The organism is Nocardioides sp. Arc9.136 (genome assembly GCF_030506255.1).
Taxonomy (GTDB): Bacteria; Actinomycetota; Actinomycetes; order Propionibacteriales; family Nocardioidaceae; genus Nocardioides.
Window position 1 is genome coordinate 2,223,888 of the sequence record NZ_CP113431.1, and the last position, 18,920, is coordinate 2,242,807.

At 71.7% G+C, this 18,920-nt stretch carries 17 protein-coding genes; 10 read left to right on the plus strand and 7 right to left on the minus strand.

The features are described 5' to 3' along the window. The first annotated feature begins 565 nt into the window (after positions 1–565). The 4 genes from OSR43_RS10850 (at position 566) to OSR43_RS10865 (ending at position 4,338) form a co-directional block, all read left to right on the plus strand. Positions 566–2,071: an MFS transporter gene (locus OSR43_RS10850; RefSeq protein ID WP_302266591.1), complete on the plus strand. Its 1,506-nt coding sequence runs from the start codon at positions 566–568 to the stop codon at positions 2,069–2,071. Positions 2,072–2,166: 95 nt separating this feature from the next. Further along, positions 2,167–3,363 (plus strand): FAD-dependent monooxygenase, encoded by a 1,197-nt coding sequence (locus tag OSR43_RS10855; protein WP_302266592.1) that lies wholly within the window; start codon positions 2,167–2,169, stop codon positions 3,361–3,363. A 123-nt stretch (positions 3,364–3,486) separates the two neighbouring features. After that, positions 3,487–3,720: a hypothetical protein gene (locus OSR43_RS10860; protein ID WP_302266593.1), complete on the plus strand. Its 234-nt coding sequence runs from the start codon at positions 3,487–3,489 to the stop codon at positions 3,718–3,720. A 180-nt stretch (positions 3,721–3,900) separates the two neighbouring features. Then, positions 3,901–4,338, plus strand: a complete 438-nt coding sequence (locus OSR43_RS10865) for a hypothetical protein (protein ID WP_302266594.1) — start codon at positions 3,901–3,903, stop codon at positions 4,336–4,338. Positions 4,339–4,723: 385 nt separating this feature from the next. On the opposite strand, the gene OSR43_RS10870 is transcribed toward OSR43_RS10865, so the two are convergent. Next, positions 4,724–5,284 (minus strand): hypothetical protein, encoded by a 561-nt coding sequence (locus OSR43_RS10870; RefSeq protein ID WP_302266595.1) that lies wholly within the window; start codon positions 5,282–5,284, stop codon positions 4,724–4,726. A gap of 738 nt (positions 5,285–6,022) precedes the next feature. Between OSR43_RS10870 and OSR43_RS10875 the strand changes: the two genes are divergently transcribed. Then, positions 6,023–6,847 (plus strand): M48 family metallopeptidase, encoded by an 825-nt coding sequence (locus OSR43_RS10875; protein WP_302266596.1) that lies wholly within the window; start codon positions 6,023–6,025, stop codon positions 6,845–6,847. A gap of 117 nt (positions 6,848–6,964) precedes the next feature. Then, positions 6,965–7,645: an aspartate/glutamate racemase family protein gene (locus tag OSR43_RS10880; RefSeq protein ID WP_302266597.1), complete on the plus strand. Its 681-nt coding sequence runs from the start codon at positions 6,965–6,967 to the stop codon at positions 7,643–7,645. Positions 7,646–7,801: 156 nt separating this feature from the next. Here OSR43_RS10880 and OSR43_RS10885 read toward each other — a convergent pair whose 3' ends face one another. From OSR43_RS10885 to OSR43_RS10900, 4 genes are all read right to left on the minus strand, one after another. Next, positions 7,802–9,229 carry a sensor histidine kinase gene (locus tag OSR43_RS10885; RefSeq protein WP_302266598.1) on the minus strand — a complete coding sequence of 476 codons (1,428 nt, stop codon included), beginning with the start codon at positions 9,227–9,229 and terminating at the stop codon, positions 7,802–7,804. Between the two features lie 403 nt (positions 9,230–9,632). Next, positions 9,633–10,586 carry a homocysteine S-methyltransferase family protein gene (locus OSR43_RS10890; RefSeq protein WP_302266599.1) on the minus strand — a complete coding sequence of 318 codons (954 nt, stop codon included), beginning with the start codon at positions 10,584–10,586 and terminating at the stop codon, positions 9,633–9,635. Positions 10,587–10,914: 328 nt separating this feature from the next. Beyond that, positions 10,915–12,264: an MFS transporter gene (locus OSR43_RS10895; RefSeq protein WP_302266600.1), complete on the minus strand. Its 1,350-nt coding sequence runs from the start codon at positions 12,262–12,264 to the stop codon at positions 10,915–10,917. Positions 12,265–12,336: 72 nt separating this feature from the next. Further along, positions 12,337–12,873 carry a VanZ family protein gene (locus OSR43_RS10900; RefSeq protein WP_302266601.1) on the minus strand — a complete coding sequence of 179 codons (537 nt, stop codon included), beginning with the start codon at positions 12,871–12,873 and terminating at the stop codon, positions 12,337–12,339. Positions 12,874–13,053: 180 nt separating this feature from the next. On the opposite strand from OSR43_RS10900, the gene OSR43_RS10905 reads away from it, so the two are divergent. Next, positions 13,054–13,404, plus strand: coding sequence for a hypothetical protein (locus tag OSR43_RS10905; protein WP_302266602.1), 351 nt, complete (start codon positions 13,054–13,056; stop codon positions 13,402–13,404). A 107-nt stretch (positions 13,405–13,511) separates the two neighbouring features. After that, the gene (locus OSR43_RS10910) at positions 13,512–14,066 is read left to right on the plus strand and encodes a GNAT family N-acetyltransferase (RefSeq protein ID WP_302266603.1); all 555 of its coding nucleotides are present in this window, start codon (positions 13,512–13,514) and stop codon (positions 14,064–14,066) included. A gap of 111 nt (positions 14,067–14,177) precedes the next feature. On the opposite strand, the gene OSR43_RS10915 is transcribed toward OSR43_RS10910, so the two are convergent. Both OSR43_RS10915 and OSR43_RS10920 read right to left on the minus strand, forming a co-directional pair. Further along, the gene (locus OSR43_RS10915; protein ID WP_302266604.1) at positions 14,178–15,053 is read right to left on the minus strand and encodes a hypothetical protein; all 876 of its coding nucleotides are present in this window, start codon (positions 15,051–15,053) and stop codon (positions 14,178–14,180) included. A gap of 118 nt (positions 15,054–15,171) precedes the next feature. Then, positions 15,172–15,861: a sulfotransferase gene (locus tag OSR43_RS10920; RefSeq protein WP_302266605.1), complete on the minus strand. Its 690-nt coding sequence runs from the start codon at positions 15,859–15,861 to the stop codon at positions 15,172–15,174. 69 nt (positions 15,862–15,930) lie between these two features. On the opposite strand from OSR43_RS10920, the gene OSR43_RS10925 reads away from it, so the two are divergent. Both OSR43_RS10925 and OSR43_RS10930 read left to right on the plus strand, forming a co-directional pair. Continuing rightward, positions 15,931–17,466 carry a TldD/PmbA family protein gene (locus OSR43_RS10925; protein ID WP_302266606.1) on the plus strand — a complete coding sequence of 512 codons (1,536 nt, stop codon included), beginning with the start codon at positions 15,931–15,933 and terminating at the stop codon, positions 17,464–17,466. Continuing rightward, complete coding sequence (locus tag OSR43_RS10930; RefSeq protein WP_302266607.1) at positions 17,466–18,872, plus strand: metallopeptidase TldD-related protein; 1,407 nt, start codon at positions 17,466–17,468, stop codon at positions 18,870–18,872. The genes OSR43_RS10925 and OSR43_RS10930 overlap by 1 nt, the downstream gene beginning before the upstream one ends. Positions 18,873–18,920: the final 48 nt, after the last annotated feature.

Consider the following 18,920-nt stretch of genomic DNA (forward strand, 5'->3'; position numbering starts at 1 on the left):
GCGGCGCGGGTCGTCCGTTGCCCCAACGGATGGACCAGCGCCTGCTGGGCCCCGCCGGCGTCGAACGCCTGTGCCGCCGGTAGTCGACGCGCGCGGAAGCGGACGCAGATGCCGTTGTCCGAACGGCTGTCGGCTGGCGGCCCCTGGACACCGCCGACTTCGGAGCCTCGAAGACTTGCTGTACGTTTGTACATGTACAGATGTACAGAAAGAAGGCCGTGATGAGCAAGGACGCAGAGCGGCGCCGAGACCCGGCGCGTCGCAGGCGGGAGTCCGTGGTCGAGGCGGCTGAGCTGGTGCCCGAGTTCGGAAGCGCTGGGTTGTCGCACCGGAAGGTGGCAGCAGGCGCGGGGGTGCCGTTGGGCCCCACTACGCAGCCCTCGATCAGCGGTGCGACGTGGCAGGCGGCCCTGACCGGCGAGGCACCGTCCGTCGTCACGCTCCAGCGCGGCCTGACGTCCCTCTTCGACCTCGACCGTGAGCACGGAAGATGACGACGCGACCCGACCAGCCCCGTCGCCCCGCAGACGAGTCCCCGCAGAACCTCGCCCCGGAGGTGGGACGGATGTCACGTGCCCAGCGATGGACTGCCGCGGGCGTGCTGTCGTTGAGCCTGCTCGTCATCGTGATGGATCTGACCGTCCTCAACATCGCCATCCCCGACCTCGCTGAGGATCTCCGGCCGTCTTCCAACCAACTGCTGTGGATCGTCGACAGCTATTCACTCGTGCTTGCCGGCGTGCTCGTGTCGGTGAGTGCCATCGGCGACCGGTGGGGCCGCAGGAAGATGCTGATGGCCGGCTACGGCGTGTTCGGTGCAGCCTCGGCGCTCGCCTCGTCCGCGGACTCCGCCGAGGCAGTCATTGCGATCCGCTCAGTGCTCGGACTCGGTGCGGCGATGATCATGCCCACCACGCTGTCGATGCTGCGCACCGTCTTCCAGGACCCCAAGGAGAGGGCTACCGCCCTCGCGCTGTGGGCATCCGTGGCCGGCATCGGGGCGGCCATCGGCCCGCTCGTGGGCGGCGCGCTGCTCGAGGCGTTCTCGTGGCGCTCAGCATTCCTGGTCAACGTCCCGCTGATGGTCGTCGCGCTCCTCGCTGTTCTGCTGATGCTCCCGGAGGCGCGGAGCGCCCGACCAGGGGCGTGGGACGTCGTCGCGGCACTGCAGTCGCTCGTCGGGATGGTGGCCCTCGTCTGGTCGCTCAAGCACTTCGCGAAGGAGCAGAGCATTCTCGTCGGTGAGAGCTGGGCCGCCCTCGCAGTCGGCATGGCTCTGCTGACCCTGTTCGTCCGTCGCTGCCTCGCCAACGAGCACCCCTTTCTCGACCTGCGCCTGTTCAAGCGCCCGCAGTTCACCGCCGGGGTAGTCGCAGCCCTCGGAGCGGTGCTCGCGCTGGCCGCAGCCATGCTCCTCCTGGCGCAGTGGATGCAGCTCGTCGAGGGCTACAGCCCGATCGAGGCCGGCGTACGCCTGGTCCCATCGGCGCTCGCGGGCGCTGTCGCAGCCGGCATCTCGCCGTGGCTGGCGTCGAAGCTCGGCGCGCGCAACGTCCTTGCAGGCTCACTTGCCCTCGCCGCGGCCGGGATGGTGCTCATCTGTGCCGCTCCAGGCGAGCTGCACTACCCGACGGTCCTGGTGGCACTGGTGATGGTCGGCGCCGGCACCGGAGCTCTCGCGCTGGGCTCGGCGATGATCATGTCCGGCACCCCCGAGGACCGCGCCGGCAACGCCGCGGCCATCGAGGAGGTCGCCTACGACTTCGGCAACGTCCTAGGTGTCGCCATCCTGGGCAGCGTTGCGGCTCTGCTCTACCGCGCCGGCCTCGAGGGGGACCACGTGCTCGGCGGTCTTCAGCAGGAGCTTGCCGGCGCCGTAGGCGAGTCGGTCGGCAACGCCGTCGCCATCGCCGGGGAGCTGGGTCAGCCCGCGATCGCCCAGGCCGCCGCCGTCGAGTTCACCCACGCGCTGGAGGTCACCAGCATGATCGGCGGCCTCACGCTGTTCGCCGTCGCCGCGCTGGTCCACCTCCTCACCCCGCGCGACGTGGACGTCACCCAGCAGCACTGACCCCACTCCCGGGCTTCCACCCACCGCCCTCGGCCACCGCCCAGGCCGCCACAGACCCGACCCTCGGTCGATCCCCTACCCACACGGAGGAACACATGAGACCCGGATCCGTCCTCATCGTCGGCGCCGGTCTGGCTGGTAGCGCCGCCGCCTGGCACCTCGAGGGCACAGGCTGGCGGGTCACCGCCGTCGACCCCACCGCGAGCATCCCAGAGAGCTTCCTGCTCCAGCTCGACGAGGCCGCCCAGACCATGTTGTCGGCCATAGGCGCCGACCACCTTGTCGACCGGTTCAGCGCCCCCAGCCCTCGCGTGTCCATGCGCTGGGGCAAGGACGAGGTCCGGCGCACCTCGTTCTCCAGCGGCGACATGCGCCTCGCCGTACGCCACCAGTTGGTCGCAGGTGTCAGGGAGATGATCCCGGACACGGTGATCAGGAAGATCGGCCGGCGGGTCTCGGCGCTGAGCCACACCGCCACGGGCGTGGCAGCCACCTTCGATGACGGCTCACGGGATTCCTACGACCTCGTCGTCGGCGCCGACGGCATCGGCTCCACCGTTCGACGCCTCATGTTCGGGCCCGATCAGCCCTACCTCTACCGCAACGGCCTCGCCCATGTCTGGTTCAAGGTCCGGGCCCGCACACCGGGCGACAACGCTGTGATCGCCAGCCGCGATGGCGTCGCCTGGCAGATCTACCCCTACCCCGACCCCCGCACCACCCTCGCCCTCGCGGCCATGGAGGTCCCGGACGACGCACACCACGATCCCGGGGACCTCTCTGCCCGGTGCTCGCAACTCATCCGCGAGCTCGGCCACGACCTCACCGCGGTCGCCGACGCCGTCGCCGCCGTTGGGACACCGTTCATCAGCCGCTTCACCCAGGTCCGGATGCCCACCTGGTCCACCGGACGCACCGTCCTGATCGGCGACGCCGCCCACTGCATCGACCCGCTGTCCGGCCTGGGAGCACACGCCTCGCTTCTCGACGCGTCCGTCCTTGCCCATGCACTGCAGACCCAGACCGACCACCACGAAGCCTTTGACGCCTACGAGGCCCGCGTGCGTCCGTTCGTCCAGGCCGGCCAGAACGCGACCTCACGCATTCTCGAATACGTCACCACACCCCACGGCGTCACGAGAGCCAGCACGCTACGCGGCGCACTGCGAGACGCAGCACGTCTCACGCCCCAACTCGTCCGACACCACGGACGAGCCTCCATCACTGGACGCCCGCCAGCGCCTCGACCAGGCATCCGGTCCACAACGACCCAACCGACGCCGTGCGCCTGATGCTACTGACGCGCTCTGGCTGGGCCCGGTGCGCTCGAGCCGGACAGGGCCGACAGTGGGCAGACATCCGGATCGCCGCTGTCCGGGCGGGGAGAGGCGATCGCTCCATGTCATGCTCGGGCGGTGAGCGTGGACCGTGCGGCGGAGGTGCGGCGAGCGGAGGCGGAGTACGAATTCTTCCGCCGACGCGACGTGTCCGTGTACGCCGCGTTGATCGCCGGGGTTGCCGTGAGTGTCGCGTGGCGGGACCGCTCGCCCTGGAACTTCCTGCTGGTCGTCGCAGTCGCGGCATTCTGGGAGTTCACCAAGTACCTGCTCCGACCGAACGCGCGCTGGTTGGCGGTCGACCCGCGCTAGCGATCGAACAGCCGGTGCTCGCTCGCCTGAAAGCGCGTACGGCTCCCGACACACTCATGCCGATGAGTGGACGCTCACTCGCTGCGACGGGGGGGTGCGATCGTCGGCAGGAAGTGAGCCGCTCGGGCGGCCCGATGCGGTCGCGTCTGACGTGGCGGCCGTCCAGGGGACACTGGTCCAGTGCGAGCCATGATGACCTGTTTGGCGGTTTGCCTAGGCCTGGGCGCTTGTGGCGACGGCCAGGTCCCCAGCGACTTCAACCCTGGGGAGATCGAGGTTGTTGCCTCTCCGACTCTGCTCCGCCAGCCGCAGGTCAATGCGGCTGGGACTGTGCCGCTCACCGGTCGTGTGGTCGCGGACGAGGTGCGGCATTGCTTCGCGTTTGAGCCCGCGGACCAGCAGGGTGTCCTCTATGGGTTAGTGGTGCCTCGTGGCTCTCGATTCGGCGGCCGGAACGAGGTGGTGACGCTGCCGGACGGTGTGAAGATGCCGGTCGGCGAGACGCTGACCGTCGCGGGCGAAGTCTTGGATTTCGCCAACGGGGACGACACGCCCGAAGACTGGTTCAAGTGCGCGGACGGCGAGTACCGCTTCGTCGCGGTAGCGGGCGGCGCCTGACGATCCGCTTCTGACAGCCCTACCTCAGACACGCTCAGCAAGCGCACCCGCTCCCTTCGCCGGGCGTGGGACGTCGAAACGCAACCGCAGGCGCGTGGGCTCATCTCCGCCCGTCCGAACGGGATGTCAGGACCGCCCCTCGGAGCGCAGACGACGACTAGTCAGTTCGGAGGGGTCGGGGTGCAGGCGCCTGTCGACGATGCACCCCGAACGCCCGGCAACCACGCCCCGCGTGCCCGTCCTCGCGGCGACTTGGGCAGTTTTGAGCGCGCCACCCGCGCGGCGACCAGCACGCTTCGGGCCAAGTGACCGGATCTGCCGCTGTCGGCGCGGGACGCCCGACCATGCCGCGTTCCGCACGGTCGTCCCGCTTCGCGGCCCGGTGCTATCGGAGAGCTTCGACCAGATGCGGCACGTCTACCATCTGGGCGCCGTCTGCGATGGCGATCTCGAACGCACGCATGAGGGCCTGCTGTGCTGTGTTGTCGTAAGGTACTAGGTCCTGGGGGTCACCGCCGGGATCGGGCAGCCGCGCGCCAGCCGACTCGATGCCGGCAGCGACGGCGATGCGCGACGTCGTCACATAGGGCTCTCGTCGTCCGCGCGCGGCCTCGTGCGCGGCCGTGAGGACGTTGCGCGCCTCGATGGTGAACCGGGTGAATCCCTGCTCCGGACTCAGCGGTTCGAGCTCCACCTCGGCAGCCTTGGCGAGTCGCTGCTGCGCGGCCTGTTTCGAGACGCCCATACGAGTCCCGATCTCCGACCAGCTGACGCCCTGTGCGCGGGCCGTGGCGACGACATGTCCGATGAGCTCATCACCGGTCTGATCGAGGTGCTCGGCGATCACCATCGCGTCGGCAATCCGGTCACGGACATCCGCGTGGGTGCTCTCCAGTGCGGCGACAAGACGTTCGAGAGTCACCCCGGTCATCTGCTGAATGCCCATTCGTCAACCATACGTTGACGGGTGATCTAGGTCAACCTCTAGTTGACGTAAGCCGCAGATGTCGGCAGCTACGCCGTGTTCCACGAGCTTGAGGTCTCGACCGTCTTGCACGGGCACGAGGTCATCGTCGACGCAGTCAACCCGGTTCCGGCCGCCCGAGAAGCGTGGCGAGACGCCGCCAAGTCGTGGGCGCGCGGACCTGCTCCTCATCGAGACGCTCTCCGAGGAGGTCGCGCATCGACGGAGGGTCGAAGGTCGGGAAATCGACATCCCGGGCCACGTCGTTCCCACCTGGCAGGACTTCAGACCGGAAGTAGGCGCCGTGGGACGTCGATCGTGACGGCACGCGACTGGTTCTCGACGTGTTCGACCCGGACCTCGCTTAGCACCGCCTGACCACGCGCCTCGCGGAAGCCGAAGCAGCGTACTGATCTGCTGCGTGCGTTCGAGCGACCGCTCATGCCGATGTCCCCGTGGTGGGAGCTCGGCGCCTGCCACCCAGCGAAACCCGGACCAGCGTGCTCAACTGCCGGTGTCCGGGCGGAAACACGGTCCGGAGACCACACGTCCGCGTAGTGCTCGGCTACGAGATCGAGACCTCGGGGCGCTCGTGCTGTTCATCCGGGGCTGGCAGGGTGCTCGGCGACCCGAGCCAGGCCCAGTCCACCGTTGATCACGGGAGTCCGCATGACCGCTACCGCAAGCCGAGCAACAGTCGAGCCGCAGCAGGTGCCACCGGTGAAGCAGCTGCGGCACCGCGCTGAAGTCCCGATGCTGCTCGTGGCGGGCACCGCCACATTCGTCGTGCTCGTCGTCTTCGCGGCGATCGGCCTGACCGGCGGCGACGAGCCCGGATGGCTGACCACCGCCGCGGTAGCGGTCGTGGCCGGTCCCACGTTCCTGGCGGCCGTGATGATCCGCTACCTCTACTGGTCGAAGATCTCGAATGGCGTCGAGGTCACCGCGCGGCAACTGCCCGAGCTCCACGGGGTCTTCGCCGACCTCGGCGCACGGCTCGGCATGACGCCCGACGGTCACGGTATGGACAAACTGCCCCGGCTCTACGTCCTGAACGGCAACGGCGTGATGAATGCCTACGCCACCAAGTGCCGCGTGCGCCGCGGCTACGTCGTCATCTACAGCGACCTGCTGGACCTCGCCTACCTCAAGGGAGAGTTCGACACCATCAAGTTCGTGCTGGGTCACGAACTCGGCCACATCAAGTGCGGCCACGTGAGCGTGTGGCGCGCCTTGCTGCGACCGGTCGCCCGGCTGCTGCAGTTCGGTCAGAGCGTCTCTCGCGCGCAGGAGTACACCGCTGACCGCGTGGGCAGCTTCCTCGCGCCCGAGGGGGCGCTGGGGCTGGTCGGCCTGTACGCCGGGAAGCACATGAGCGAGCACGTCGACCTCGATGCCTACTTCGATTCCGTCGCCGACCACCGTGACGGGTTCTGGCTCAAGTTCGTGAACTTCCGCGCCGACCACGCGGTCGGGTTCCGCCGACTGACCGCGCTGAAGCGAGTGGAGACGGAGGGGTGGGACGTGCACGGTCGGATGCTCTGAGCCCACTGTTCTGAGCCCACTGTTCCGCCTGAGAGCTCCGGACGGCCGCCGGCGCGCTCATGCCGAGGTGAACGAGTCGAACAGGCACCGTGCCTGGCTCGCTGGGACACTGGCCACATGCCACGCATCGGATTCCTCCACACCGCGCAGGTCCATGTCGAGACCTTCGAGGCACTCGTGCGCGATGCCGATGCCAGTTCGTCCTGCGTGCACCGGGTCGCGCCTGATCTCCTCGACCAGGCGCGCGAGAACGGCCCCACCCTGGACGTCGAGGACGCCACCCTGGCTGCTCTCCGCCGACTCGCCGATGACGATGTGGACGTCGTCGTCTGCACCTGCTCCACCCTCGGGCCTGTCGCCGAAGGCCTCGGAGGGCGTCTGCCTGTGCCGGTCTTCCGCGTGGACCGACCGATGGCACGGGCGGCTGTCCGGGCCGGGGCGCGTATCGGCGTCGTCGTCGCGTTGGAGTCCACGCTCGAGCCGACCCGTGCACTGCTCGCTGCCGAGGCGCGGCGCGCAGGCGCGTCTCCGACGATCCTCGACGTGGGGGTGCCGGACGCGTGGGCGGCTTTCGAGGCCGGCGACGACGAGGAGTACCTGCGGCAGGTCGCGGATGCGGCTCGCTCCATCGCCGACAGCGTGGACGTCGTCGTCCTGACCCAAGCGAGCATGATGGGCGCCACCACGACGCTCAGCGATCTCCGGACGCCTGTGCTGGCGAGCCCTGTCCTCGCCGTGCAGCACGCCTTGAGCCCCTCGAGTCGAGGACCGGCCGGACATCCGCCGTCGTCGCGGTGAACGTGTCGCCGCCGCCTGTCCGGCTGGTCGCACCCGGTTCGCCGCGTCATGGGAGCCCGCGCCGCTGATCGTGCCGGGGCGTCGCACCTGGATCGTGTGCGTGGCGGTGGCCGACGCCGCCTCGGTGTTGTCGCTGCGGTTCGGGGCCGTGCCGGTTCAGATGGCGTCGTCTGCGTCCTCCTGGAGGGGCCCCGTAGGGCCGGCAGCGGTTCCGGAGTGCGGAAGGGTCGCTATGAACGTCGCGCCGCGGCCGGTCTGGCTGGGCGCGAGCCGCAGGCTGCCGCCCTGTTCGGTGATGAGTCGGTGGGCGATGTGTAGACCGATGCCTTGCCCGTGTGAGGCATCGCCTCGGTGCCCCCACTGGAAGAGGCTGCCTCCGAGGTGCGGAGGGATGCCGGGTCCTTGGTCGACGACCCGGATCTCGACCGCGCCGCGCGCGATACGGGTGTGGAGGTCGATGGGCGTGCCTGCATGTTGTGCGGCGTTCTCGAGCAGGATGTTGACGGCTTCGGCGATGTCGTCGGGTCTGCCGCAGGCGTGGCTGCCGTCGTGGTGCCAGTGGATCGTGCGGCCGCGTGCGCGGTGGCTGGTGACGATCGGGTCGAGCAGGCGGCCGAGGTCGCAGTCCTCCGGTTGGAGGAGACGGCGGTCGTCGAGCAACCGTTGCAGTCGGCTGGCTTCGGCGTTGATGGCGCGTTCGAGCGCCTCGCGCCGGTCCTCCGGGAGCCAGGAGCTGTTGCGGAGCAGCTCGGAGGCGCTGGCGATACCAGCGATCGTTGCGCCGAACTCGTGGAGTCGTGCGCGGTCGACACGGACGTCGGCCTCCAGGTGCTCGACATGGCGGTGGAGGGAGTCCACGGTGCTGCCGTGCCTGTGCAGCTTGACCTGCAGGAGGGAGAGCCCGGCGTGGATGAGCCCGGCGGCGCCCAGCACGCTGGTGCCGATCGCGATGCCGTTGACCATGTCACCGGCCGGGGTCGGCGAGGTGAGGAAGTGCCCGAACGCCAGGAGCGCCGCGGCACCGGCGAGGCGGACGCGCAGCCAGAGCGGTGACCGGCGCAGCCGCAGGATCAAGGCGCCGACGAGGACCTGTTCCGCGAGGACCCCGGTGGCCAGCGCGCGCAGGGTCGCGTCGCTGAGGCCGAGGGGCGGTGCCTCGAGGACGGCGACGCGGACGGCGGTGGCGACCACTCCGAGGACCAGGCCGGCACCGAACGGGTTGACCGACAGGTGTCGGCGGTCCGCGGCGGCGGTCATCGCCACCAGGAGGGCCTGGACCGCCAGCTCTGTGAGCAGCAACCAGCCGGCGCGCTCGGCCAGCGCCTCGGGCCGGGCGATCCGGATGGCTGCGACCCCGATGCCTTGGGTGCCGAGGAGGGTCACGGCGGCCGAGAGCCATCCGGTCGTGGGGTTCCGGGCGAGGCGCCAGCACAGGTGGAAGAGCAGGCCGGCGATGAGGACGACGGGGTAGACGAGCAGCTCGTGGACGAGTGCCGCCCGCTCGAGGTCACGCGCGGAAGGCTCGAGCCAGGGAAGGAACAGCAGGGGCAGCGCGACGAGGACAGCGACCGCCGCGAGGCTCACGCCTCGGACGTCGGACTTCTGTTGAGCTGCCGCTGCCATGGGAACCTCGGTGTGCCCGCGCCGGATCTCATGCGATGTCCTGCCGCGTTCTCGCAAGCCCGCGGAGGCCGTTGCCGCGTTCCCTGTCCCGAGCTGGGTACGCACCGCTGTGGTCAGCCCGTACGACGTCGCTGGCGGCGGCGCCTGGGGCCTGTTGTCGCCGCCCCAGTAAAGGACTCGGTGGTGATGGCTGTCCATACCCATCGGGGTGGCAGGCGTGGACCGGCACACCGGCCGTGTGGCCGTTCCCGCGGGCCCGCTTCGTGGTGTCACACCGAGCAGCAGCGGGCGCCGTACTCGTCGACGTGTGCCGGTGGGTCGGCAGGCGGCTGTGCGGGCGGTGCCCGGAGCGGGGCCCGGCCGGCTAGCTCATCGGGCGCTCACCCGAGCCGGCCCTTCCCGCGCCCCAGAGCGCGGCGACGTGGCTGGCGTCGGTACCGCAGCAACCACCCAGGACGCGGAGCGCCGGGAGCTCGCGACGCACCAGGCCGGTCGAGCTCGTGAGCAGGCGCAGGTCCCCGGTGTCGAGTCCGGTCATCTCGTCGAGCTCGGCGTGGCTGAGTGTCGAGGCGTTGGGACGGAACGCCGCGACACGAGCCGTCCAAGGACTGTGGCCCGGCGGCTGCGCGAGCGCCGGTTGCAGGTGTGTGGGGTGGGCGCAGTTCACGCCGTACCAGTCCGCCGGCGCGTCGCCGTCCAGGATCGCGATGGCGTCGCCCAAGGCGGTGCCGTCGGGCAGCCGCCCGTCGGTCTCCACCGTGAACGAGATCGCGACCGGGATCCCGGCGTCCCGCGCTGCGCGCACGACCCCGAGCGCCTCGGCGGGCCCGGTCATCGTCATGGCGTGCACGAGGTCTGCTCCCGCTTCCGCGAACGCCCGGACCTGGCCGCTGTGGTAGCCGGCGGCTTCGTCCGGGTCGGTGCCGCCGGCGACGTAGCCGTCGCCTCGGGGCCCGACGTTCCCGCTCAGCAACACCCGCGCGACCTCGGCGCGCTCAGCGATCGTCCGCACCACGCCCAGTGCTCGGCGGTTGACCGCGTCGAGGGCAGCGGAGTCGTAGCCGACCCTTCGTCCCCAGTCGGGGTTCGCGCGCCACGTCGGCGTCTCGAGGAGCAGTCCCGCGTCCACCGTGGACGCGATCGTGGCGTACTCCGCGTAGTAGCTCTCGAGCAACGCGCGCCCGGCTGCATCGTCGACGAGCGGGAACGCAGCGAAGTGCGGCAGGTCCACGCCCTTGTTGAACAGCAGGTCCGTCTCGAGGCCTCCGTCGGTGACCCAGTCCTGTGCGCCCAGCAGCTCAGCTGCGGCAGCCGTCATGGCTCCTCCTCGCTCTCGGCCAGTGGTCGGCGCCGCCTCGGACGGTCCCTGTCGACCGAGGCGGCGCACGTACCGATTGAGCCGCATCAACTCGTCGCTGCGCGTCCCCCAGAATCGGGAGATCCCACTCCCGCAGCGTCCGGGTGCCCCTGCGCACGCGCCCTGGTCGCCGAGACCGGGCGACCGACCAGACGTGCTTGAGGACAGGGTCCTCGCCGGCGGTCGCCGGCCCGCTGTCCCGGGAGCCCAGCACGTCGGGCAGCCGCCGACGCACGGAGCCGATGGCGTGCGACGACCAGCGGCCCCCGCGGTCCCTCGCGAGCCGCCCTCAGCGCGGCACCGGGGTGTCGGTGACCGTGGTGCCGGGGTCGAGCGGCTCCGTCAGGGTGGTCGGCGGCGGGGACGCGTCCTCGGGGGCGCCGGCCCGGGCGTCGGCGAGGACGTCGGCCGGGACGTGCTGCTCGAGGTACCGCCGCCCGGCACGGGTCGCGGGGTGCATGGCGGCCGCGGCCGCGCCGACGATGGCGGCGATGGTGAGCCAGCCGAGGGCGCCCCACTCCATCGCGAGGAAGCCGTAGACAGCCGGCGCCCAGAACCGGCCGAGCGTGTTGCCGAGCTCCGAGACGCCCTGGTAGTCCCCGCGCCGACGGGGGTCCATCAGCTCGGCCTCGAAGGTCCATCCCGAGGCGGAGAGGTAGAGCTCGGCCCAGGTCAGCACGATGTGTCCGACGAAGAACAGCACGACCGTGACCCAGCCGACGGTCTCGTGGGTGGCCAGCGTGACGATGCAGGTCAGCGCGAAGAAGATCGCGGAGAGGCGCACCGCACGCAGGGCGGTGTCGACGTCGCGGATGCCGCGCGAGGTGATCCTGGGCAGCACGATGCACATCACGGTGTTGGTGGCGAAGAGCAGCGCCACCAGCTCGTGGGGAGCGTCGGTCTCGATGACCAGCCACAACGGGATCACCGTGTGCAGCAGGACCTGGTTCGACCACAGCACGCCGGTCAGGAAGGTCACCGCCAGCCAGCTGCGGTTGCGGATCGCCGGCGGCCCCTCGGGCTTGCGGCGGGGCTCGGTCGAGCGGACGTCGTGGGAGGCGTTCGGCAGCCGGAGGATCGCCACCGCGTTCACCAGGAAGAGGACCGCGGTGAGGACCGGGGCCCAGCGCAGCACGTCGGAGCCGAAGGCGATGGCGCCGCCGCTCAGGAACGCACCGATGCTGAAGCCGACGTTGAGCGCGGAGTACATGTACGCCCGGGACTCCACGCGCTCGGCCGGAGGCAGCACGTCGAGGACGTACGCCGCGTGGGCGGCCCCGCCGAGGCTGCCCGCCACCTCCATCACCACCGCCAGCGCGACGAACTGCGGGAAGCTGTCGATGAAGGGCCAGGCGAGGAACAGCGCGCCCTGCAGCACGGCGCTCAACGACCACATCCGCTTGGGGCCGAACCGGTCGACGAGCTTCCCGGCCGGCACCGCGGCGAGGAAGCTGGCGACCGCCGCCACCGTGAGGCCCACGCCGACCTGACCCAGGGACAACCCGAGGATGACGCCGAAGTAGACGGCCGACCCCGCCAGGAAGGCGCCGTCCCCCGTGGCGAAGAGCAGCGACTGGACCGAGAGCCGTCCGGCGAGGGTGGACGGGGGCGTGACGTAGTTGCGGAGCGCGGTGAGCATCGCTGCAGATCCTCTCCTGGAGGACCGACAGCCGTCGCGCGATATTCGGACGGCGCGCGGGGCTCCGCGAGGTCAGGCCCAGCGGAACCGGTCGACCAGGCGCGCCCCGAGCGGGACCTGCCGGAGCGCGGTCACCGCGAGCAGGCCGAGCGCGGCGCCGACGACGTTGAACAACAGGTCGTTGACGTCCGCGACGTGGCCGCCCGCCAGGGCCTGCGCGGCGACGTACTGGCTCACCTCGATCAGCAGGCTGCACGCGGCCGCCACGGCCAGCACCCGGGCGCCCGACCACCGCGGCGCGACGAGCGCCAGGAGGATCCCGACCGGGACGAAGACGCCGGTGTTCATCACGGCGTCCGCGACCTCGTAGTCCGACAGCAGGCCGAGATGGATCGAGTCCTGCCACCGGGCGGTGCGCGCGGGCTTGTCGAGGTAGATCGGGAAGACGGTGTTCGCGACTACGCCGGCGGCGTACACGCACGCGGCGAGCGCGACCGCGGCGCGGGGCGCCGTCAAGGACCCGCGCCGGCGCAGGCGCCACACCAGGACCACGAGCACCACCCCGGCGAGCGGGACCACTACCGGCAGCACCGGCACCTCACGGAACACCCCTGCCTCCTCCTCCTGGCTGGCGCACGACGAGTGCGGCCTGTCGACGACCTGTCGACCTCGACCAGCCTGGCGGCCGGGACCGGGTCGCGCCTCGGCCGGAGGTACCGGACCGTCGGTCGCAGGTGCCAGCTCGGAACGCCGGCGACGGGTGGGGCGAGCGCAGGTAGCGTCCGGGGGGTGGCCAGCTCCCGCCGATCGTCGACGGTCCGCGTGGCCGCGCCGTACCCCGCGGACGTGGTGGAGGCGCTCTGGCGCGACCTCGTGGCGTGCCTGCGGGAGGTGGGCCACGTCGTCCACGTCGCCGACGGGCGCACCATCGTCCGGTTCCGCGGGGGCTCGAAAGAGGTGCTCGCGTTCGGACCGTCCGAGTGGGCGCACGTCGTCGTCCACGGCGTCAGGTCCGGCGGCCCGGCCGCGGTGGCCTACGACGCCGCCCTCTCCGGCGCCGCGTGCGACGAGCTGATGGAGATCCTTGGCAGCAAGGGATCGCCGCTGGTCGTGCGCGACGGGCGGCTCGTCCGGGGGTGACCGGCCCCGGACCTGCCGCGCCGGGCCGTGCGTCGCTGGCGGGCACCGCCGGGGAGAGTCATCATCGAGCTGTGCCCGGCGCAGCCCCTCGGTGGGAGACCCACCCTGTGACCCCTGACCGCTTCGAGGACTTCGCCGACGTCGTCAACCCGAACCGGCGCGCCACCCACTGCTGGTGCCTCTCCCACCGGCTCCCGGCCTCCGAGATCGACCGGCTGGGAGGCGGCAGCCGCGAGCAGGCCGCGCGGCGCCTCGGCGAGCGCGAGCACCCGCCGGGGGTGGTCACCTACCGCGACGGCGAACCGGTCGGCTGGTGCAGCATCTCCCCCCGCCCGGAGATCCCCCGGCTCGAGCGCAGCCGCCTCATCCGCCCCGTCGACGACGTCCCCGTGTGGTCCGTCATCTGCCTCGTCGTCCGCGGCGGTCGGCGGCGCCAGGGGGTCACCGCGGCGATGCTCGAGGGCGCCGTCGCCTACGCGGCCTCGCGGGGCGCCACGGCCGTCGAGGCGCACCCGGTGGACCCGCCCGGCCGGATCGACACGACGATGGCGTTCGTGGGCGTGCGCGCGATGTTCGAGCGGGCCGGCTTCGAGGTCGTCGGAACGACCGACGCGGTCGCGTCCGGGCTGCCCCGCCTGACCATGCGCCGGACGCTCGCCTGAGGACCGCGCACCGGGTCGAGCGAGCCCCGGTCGTGTGCCCACGGACGCGCCCGGACGCGTCGTCGGGCACACGACCCCGGCCCACCCCGGGCACGGCGACCGAGGGACCCGTCAGTCGTGCGACCCCTCCCGACGTCTGCGCGCGAAGTACTCCTCGAGCTCCCGGAGGGTCGCGTGGTCCAGCGCCTGCTCGGGGTCCGCGACGATGTCGCGCTGCATGCGCTCGCGCGCGGCGGCGTACAACGGCGGGCTCAGCGCAGCAGGGAGGTGCTGGACGTACCAGCCCCGGAACGTGCGCGCGCCCCACCGCTGCAGCGTCCGCGCGACGATCCCGGGCCTGCCCCGCCGGGTCCAGAAGCCGACTGCCTGGCCGAGCACGAAGGCGGTCCCGAAGGCCATCGCCATGACCCCGAGCGTGCCCGCGACCTCGTCGCTGGCGAAGTTGTCCACCACCGCCAGCAGCCCGCCGTAGTAGACCGGGGTCAGCACCTCGACCTGGTCGACGTACGGACCGACCTGCTCCGCCGCCGCGGCGAGGTCGGCGATCGAGCCCAGGTCGGGCTTCACGTCCCACGCCTCGCGCACGTGGCCCCAGGCGTCGGCCGGGTCCCACGGCAGCGCGTCGCGGGCCTCGAGCACCTCGTCGTACGTCGTCTCGATCCCGTCCAGCGTCGCCGAGCTGTTCTCGAGCGCCTCCTCGAGCTCGGCCTGGGGCGGCGTCTGCTCGTTCACGTGGTCGAGCGCGACCTGGATCTCCTCCCGGTGCTCCACGACGTACTCCGCGGAGCGGTAGCGCTCGGCCAGGCTGGGCACCGCGGCGACCGCGTCCTGCCCCTTGCCGCCCACCGTTTCCGCATCGCTCAGCGCGACCGCCACGGACGCGCCCGCGCCGTACGCCTTGATGCCCAGCTCGAGGACCGATCCCGCCACGAGCCGGCCGGTCTCCAGCCGGCGTCGCAGCGGCGGGTGGTCCGGGCCAGGTGTCACAGGGCGTCTCCCGAGAGGTGCGCGGACCGAGCCGCTGAGGTAGGTCGACCTCCCCGTTGCCCCCTGCCGCGGATCTCAACGGGTCCGGGGCGAGCGGGCGACCCGGGGCGACCGCGACTCAGTGCAGCCCGGACCAGGCGGAGACGTCGAGCCCCCAGTCCTTCGCCAGCCGCTCGGCCTGCGGGCGGTACATCACCTGCAGCGACTCCTTGAGCCCCGGCGTCCAGTCCCACTCCGCTTGGGAGGAGGAGCCGGAGGCCCGCTCGACCTCGGCCAGGGGCACGGGGTCGACGCCGATCAGGCGCCACACCTCGTCGACGGCGGCCTGCGGGTCGCGCCGGACGACCTCGTAGACCATCACGTGCACCCGGTCGCGGCCCACGGCGGCCGCCCACGCCTCGAGCTGGTCGGCGTAGAACCCGCTCCAGGTCTGCACCGTGATCGGCACCGGGTAGGGCCAGGACCTGCCCCGGGTGGCCGCCAGCCGCATCGCGGAGCGGAACCGCTCGACGGGGTCCCGCAGCAGCACGAGCACCGGTGCGTCCGGGACCAGCCGCGCGGCGGCGGCCGGGGCGGAGGCGTGGCGCAGGGACTGCGGGGTCCACTCGCCGCGGTGGACGCCGTCGGCGGGGAAGAGGTCGAGGTACTGCGCCTCGGGGACCCGGCCGTCGCCGACCTTGTGCAGCAGCTGCTGCTCCTTCTTGCCGTTGGTGCCGAGCCCGACGGCCGGGTGCTGGGTCAGCAGGTCGGTGAACCAGGTCGTGCCGCTGCGCTGGGCGCCGATCCCCAACCATGCCGGTGAGCTCATGGGGAGCACCCTAACGACGCGTCGCCGCAGGCCGGAGCACCGGTGAGGAGCGGGGATAGGGTCGCTGCCATGAGCGAAGCGGGTCTCGATCCCACCTTCACCGCCCTCCCCCACCGCCACCTCGGCGACACCGCTCTCGCCCGGGCGCGCGACCTCGGAGCGACCCACGCGGAGTTCCGGTTCGAGCGGGTCCGGTACCAGCACCTCGGCGTCCGCGACGGGGTCCTCCAGGGCGCCAGCGACGCCGAGGACCTCGGCTTCGCGGTGCGCGTGGTGCACCGGGGTGCCTGGGGGTTCGCCTCCGGCGTCGTGCTCACCCCCGAGGAGGCGGTCCGCGTCGCCGAGACGGCCGTGCAGGTCGCGCAGCTGGCCGCCGCCATGACACCACGACCGGTGGAGCTGGCTCCGGAGCCGACGTACGACGACGTCGTCTGGGTCTCCTCCTACGAGGTCGACCCGTTCACGGTGCCGGTGGCCGAGAAGGCGGCGGTGCTCATCGACTGGACCGAGCGGCTGCGGGCCGGGGCCGCCGTCGACCACGCCAGCGCGAGCCTGCAGCAGGTCGACGAGCACAAGTACTACGCCGACCTCTCCGGCACCCGCACCACCCAGCGCCGGATCCGCCTGCAGCCGGCGTTCGAGGCGATGGGCTCCAGCGACGACGTGTTCGACTCGATGGCGAGCACCGCCCCGCCGGTCGGCCGCGGCTACGAGTACGTCGCCGGCGGGCCGGGCCAGTGGGACTGGGACGCCGAGCTGGCCGAGGTCCCCGAGCTGCTGGCCGAGAAGCTCGCGGCGCCCAGCGTGGAGCCGGGCGACTACGACCTGGTCATCCATCCCTCGAACCTGTGGCTGACCATCCACGAGTCCATCGGCCACGCCACGGAGCTGGACCGCGCACTGGGCTACGAGGCCAACTACGCCGGCACCAGCTTCGCGACGTACGACAAGCTCGGGACGCTGCAGTACGGCAGCCCGGTCATGAACGTCACCGGCGACCGCACCGTCGAGCACGGCCTGGCGACCACCGGGTACGACGACGAGGGGGTCGCCACCCAGCAGTGGGACATCGTCCGCGACGGGGTGCTGGTCGGCTACCAGCTCGACCGGCCGATGGCCGCGATGAAGCCGGAGCTCGCCGGCCCCGACCACCCGCAGGGCCGCTCCAACGGCTGCGCCTACGCCGACTCCCCCGGCCACATCCCGATCCAGCGGATGGCCAACGTCTCGCTGCAGCCGGCACCCGACGGCCCGAGCACCGAGGAGCTGATCGGCCGCGTCGAGCGCGGCCTGTACGTCGTCGGCGACAAGTCGTGGTCGATCGACATGCAGCGCTACAACTTCCAGTTCACCGGGCAGCGCTTCCACCGGATCCAGGACGGAGAGCTGGTCGGGCAGGTGCGCGACGCGGCGTACCAGTCGACCACCACGGACTTCTGGGGCTCGATGGAGGCCGTCGGCGGGCCGCGGACGTGGCTGCTCGGCGGGGCGTTCAACTGCGGCAAGGCCCAGCCCGGCCAGGTCGCGTCCGTGAGCCACGGCTGCCCCACCGCGCTCTTCCGCGGCGTGCGCATCCTCAACACCACCGACGAGGCAGGTCACTGATGCACTCCCCCACCCAGCCCCGGGTCACGCCCCAGTCCCTCGTCGAGCACGCGCTCGCCGCCACCATCGCCGACGAGTGCGTCGTCGTCGTCCGCGACCGCACCAGCGCCAACCTCCGCTGGGCCGGCAACACGCTGACCACGAACGGCGTCATGCACGGCGTCGACGTCACGGTGGTCTCGTTCATCCACCGGGCCGACGGCACCTCGACCGGCTCGGTGTCGGGGAGCGCGACCGACCAGGCGCAGGTCTCGGCCCTGGTCACCGCCGCCGACGCCGCGGCGAGGGCGGCCTCCGTGGCCGAGGACGCCGCCGAGCTGGTCCGCGACCGGACGTCGCCGGACTGGGACGACGAACCGGTGCGCACCGGCATCCACACCTACGACGCGTTCGCGCCGGCCCTGGGCGAGGCCTTCGGGCGCGCGGAGGCCGGGGGCCGGGTGCTCTACGGCTTCGTCAACCACGAGCTGACCACGACGTACCTCGGCTCCACGACCGGCCTTCGCCTGCGCCACGTGCAGCCGACCGGCCACTACGGCTGCACCGGCAAGACGGCGGACCTCAGCCAGAGCGCGTGGGTCGGCGGGGCCACCCGCGACTTCTCCGACGTCGACGCGCTGGCGATGGACGCCGAGCTCGAGCAGCGCCTCGGCTGGGGCACCCGCCGCGTGGACCTGCCCGCCGGCCGCTACGACACCGTCCTCCCGCCGAGCGCCGTGGCCGACCTGATGATCGACGCCTACTGGTACGCCGGCGCCCGGGTCGCCCACGAGGGACAGTCGGTCTACAGCCGGCGCGGCGGCGGCACCCGGGTCGGCGAGCGGATCGCCCGGGAGGGCGTGCACCTGCTCAGCGACCCGTCGTACGCCGGGCTGGAGTGCTCGCCGTTCGTGGTCGCCTCCTCCTCGGGCAACGAGTCCTCGGTCTTCGACAACGGCCTGCCGCTCGGCCGCACCGACTGGGTGCGCGACGGCGAGCTCGCCGCCCTGCTGCAGACCCGCCACTCCGCCGCGATGACCGGCCTCCCGGTGACGCCGGCGATCGACAACCTGGTGCTCGACGTCGACGGCGGGACCGGCAGCACCCAGGACCTGGTCGCGGGGGTGGAGCGCGGCCTGCTGGTGACCTGCCTCTGGTACATCCGCGAGGTCGACCCGCAGACGCTCCTGCTGACCGGCCTGACCCGCGACGGCGTCTACCTGGTCGAGGGCGGCGAGATCACCGGCGCGGTCAACAACTTCCGCTGGAACGAGAGCCCGGTCGACCTGCTTGGCCGCTTCTCCCACGCCGGCGCCACCGAGCCGAGCTTCAGCCGGGAGTGGGGCGACGACTACTTCAGCCGGACGGCCACCCCCGCCCTGCGGGTGCCCGACTTCAACATGTCGAGCGTGTCGCAGGCGATGTGAGGGGACCGAAGCGCCGACGGCCCGTCGGCGTGCACGGGCGCGGGACTG

Bases quoted from the DNA above. Each gene is read 5' to 3' on its own strand.
- OSR43_RS10930 (WP_302266607.1), top strand. From the start codon at position 17,466: ATGCACTCCCCCACCCAGCCCCGGGTCACGCCCCAGTCCCTCGTCGAG.
- OSR43_RS10850 (WP_302266591.1), top strand. From the start codon at position 566: ATGTCACGTGCCCAGCGATGGACTGCCGCGGGCGTGCTGTCGTTGAGC.
- OSR43_RS10920 (WP_302266605.1), bottom strand. From the start codon at position 15,861: ATGAGCTCACCGGCATGGTTGGGGATCGGCGCCCAGCGCAGCGGCACG.
- OSR43_RS10870 (WP_302266595.1), bottom strand. From the start codon at position 5,284: ATGGGCATTCAGCAGATGACCGGGGTGACTCTCGAACGTCTTGTCGCC.
- OSR43_RS10895 (WP_302266600.1), bottom strand. From the start codon at position 12,264: ATGCTCACCGCGCTCCGCAACTACGTCACGCCCCCGTCCACCCTCGCC.
- OSR43_RS10925 (WP_302266606.1), top strand. From the start codon at position 15,931: ATGAGCGAAGCGGGTCTCGATCCCACCTTCACCGCCCTCCCCCACCGC.
- OSR43_RS10890 (WP_302266599.1), bottom strand. From the start codon at position 10,586: ATGACGGCTGCCGCAGCTGAGCTGCTGGGCGCACAGGACTGGGTCACC.
- OSR43_RS10880 (WP_302266597.1), top strand. From the start codon at position 6,965: ATGCCACGCATCGGATTCCTCCACACCGCGCAGGTCCATGTCGAGACC.
- OSR43_RS10855 (WP_302266592.1), top strand. From the start codon at position 2,167: ATGAGACCCGGATCCGTCCTCATCGTCGGCGCCGGTCTGGCTGGTAGC.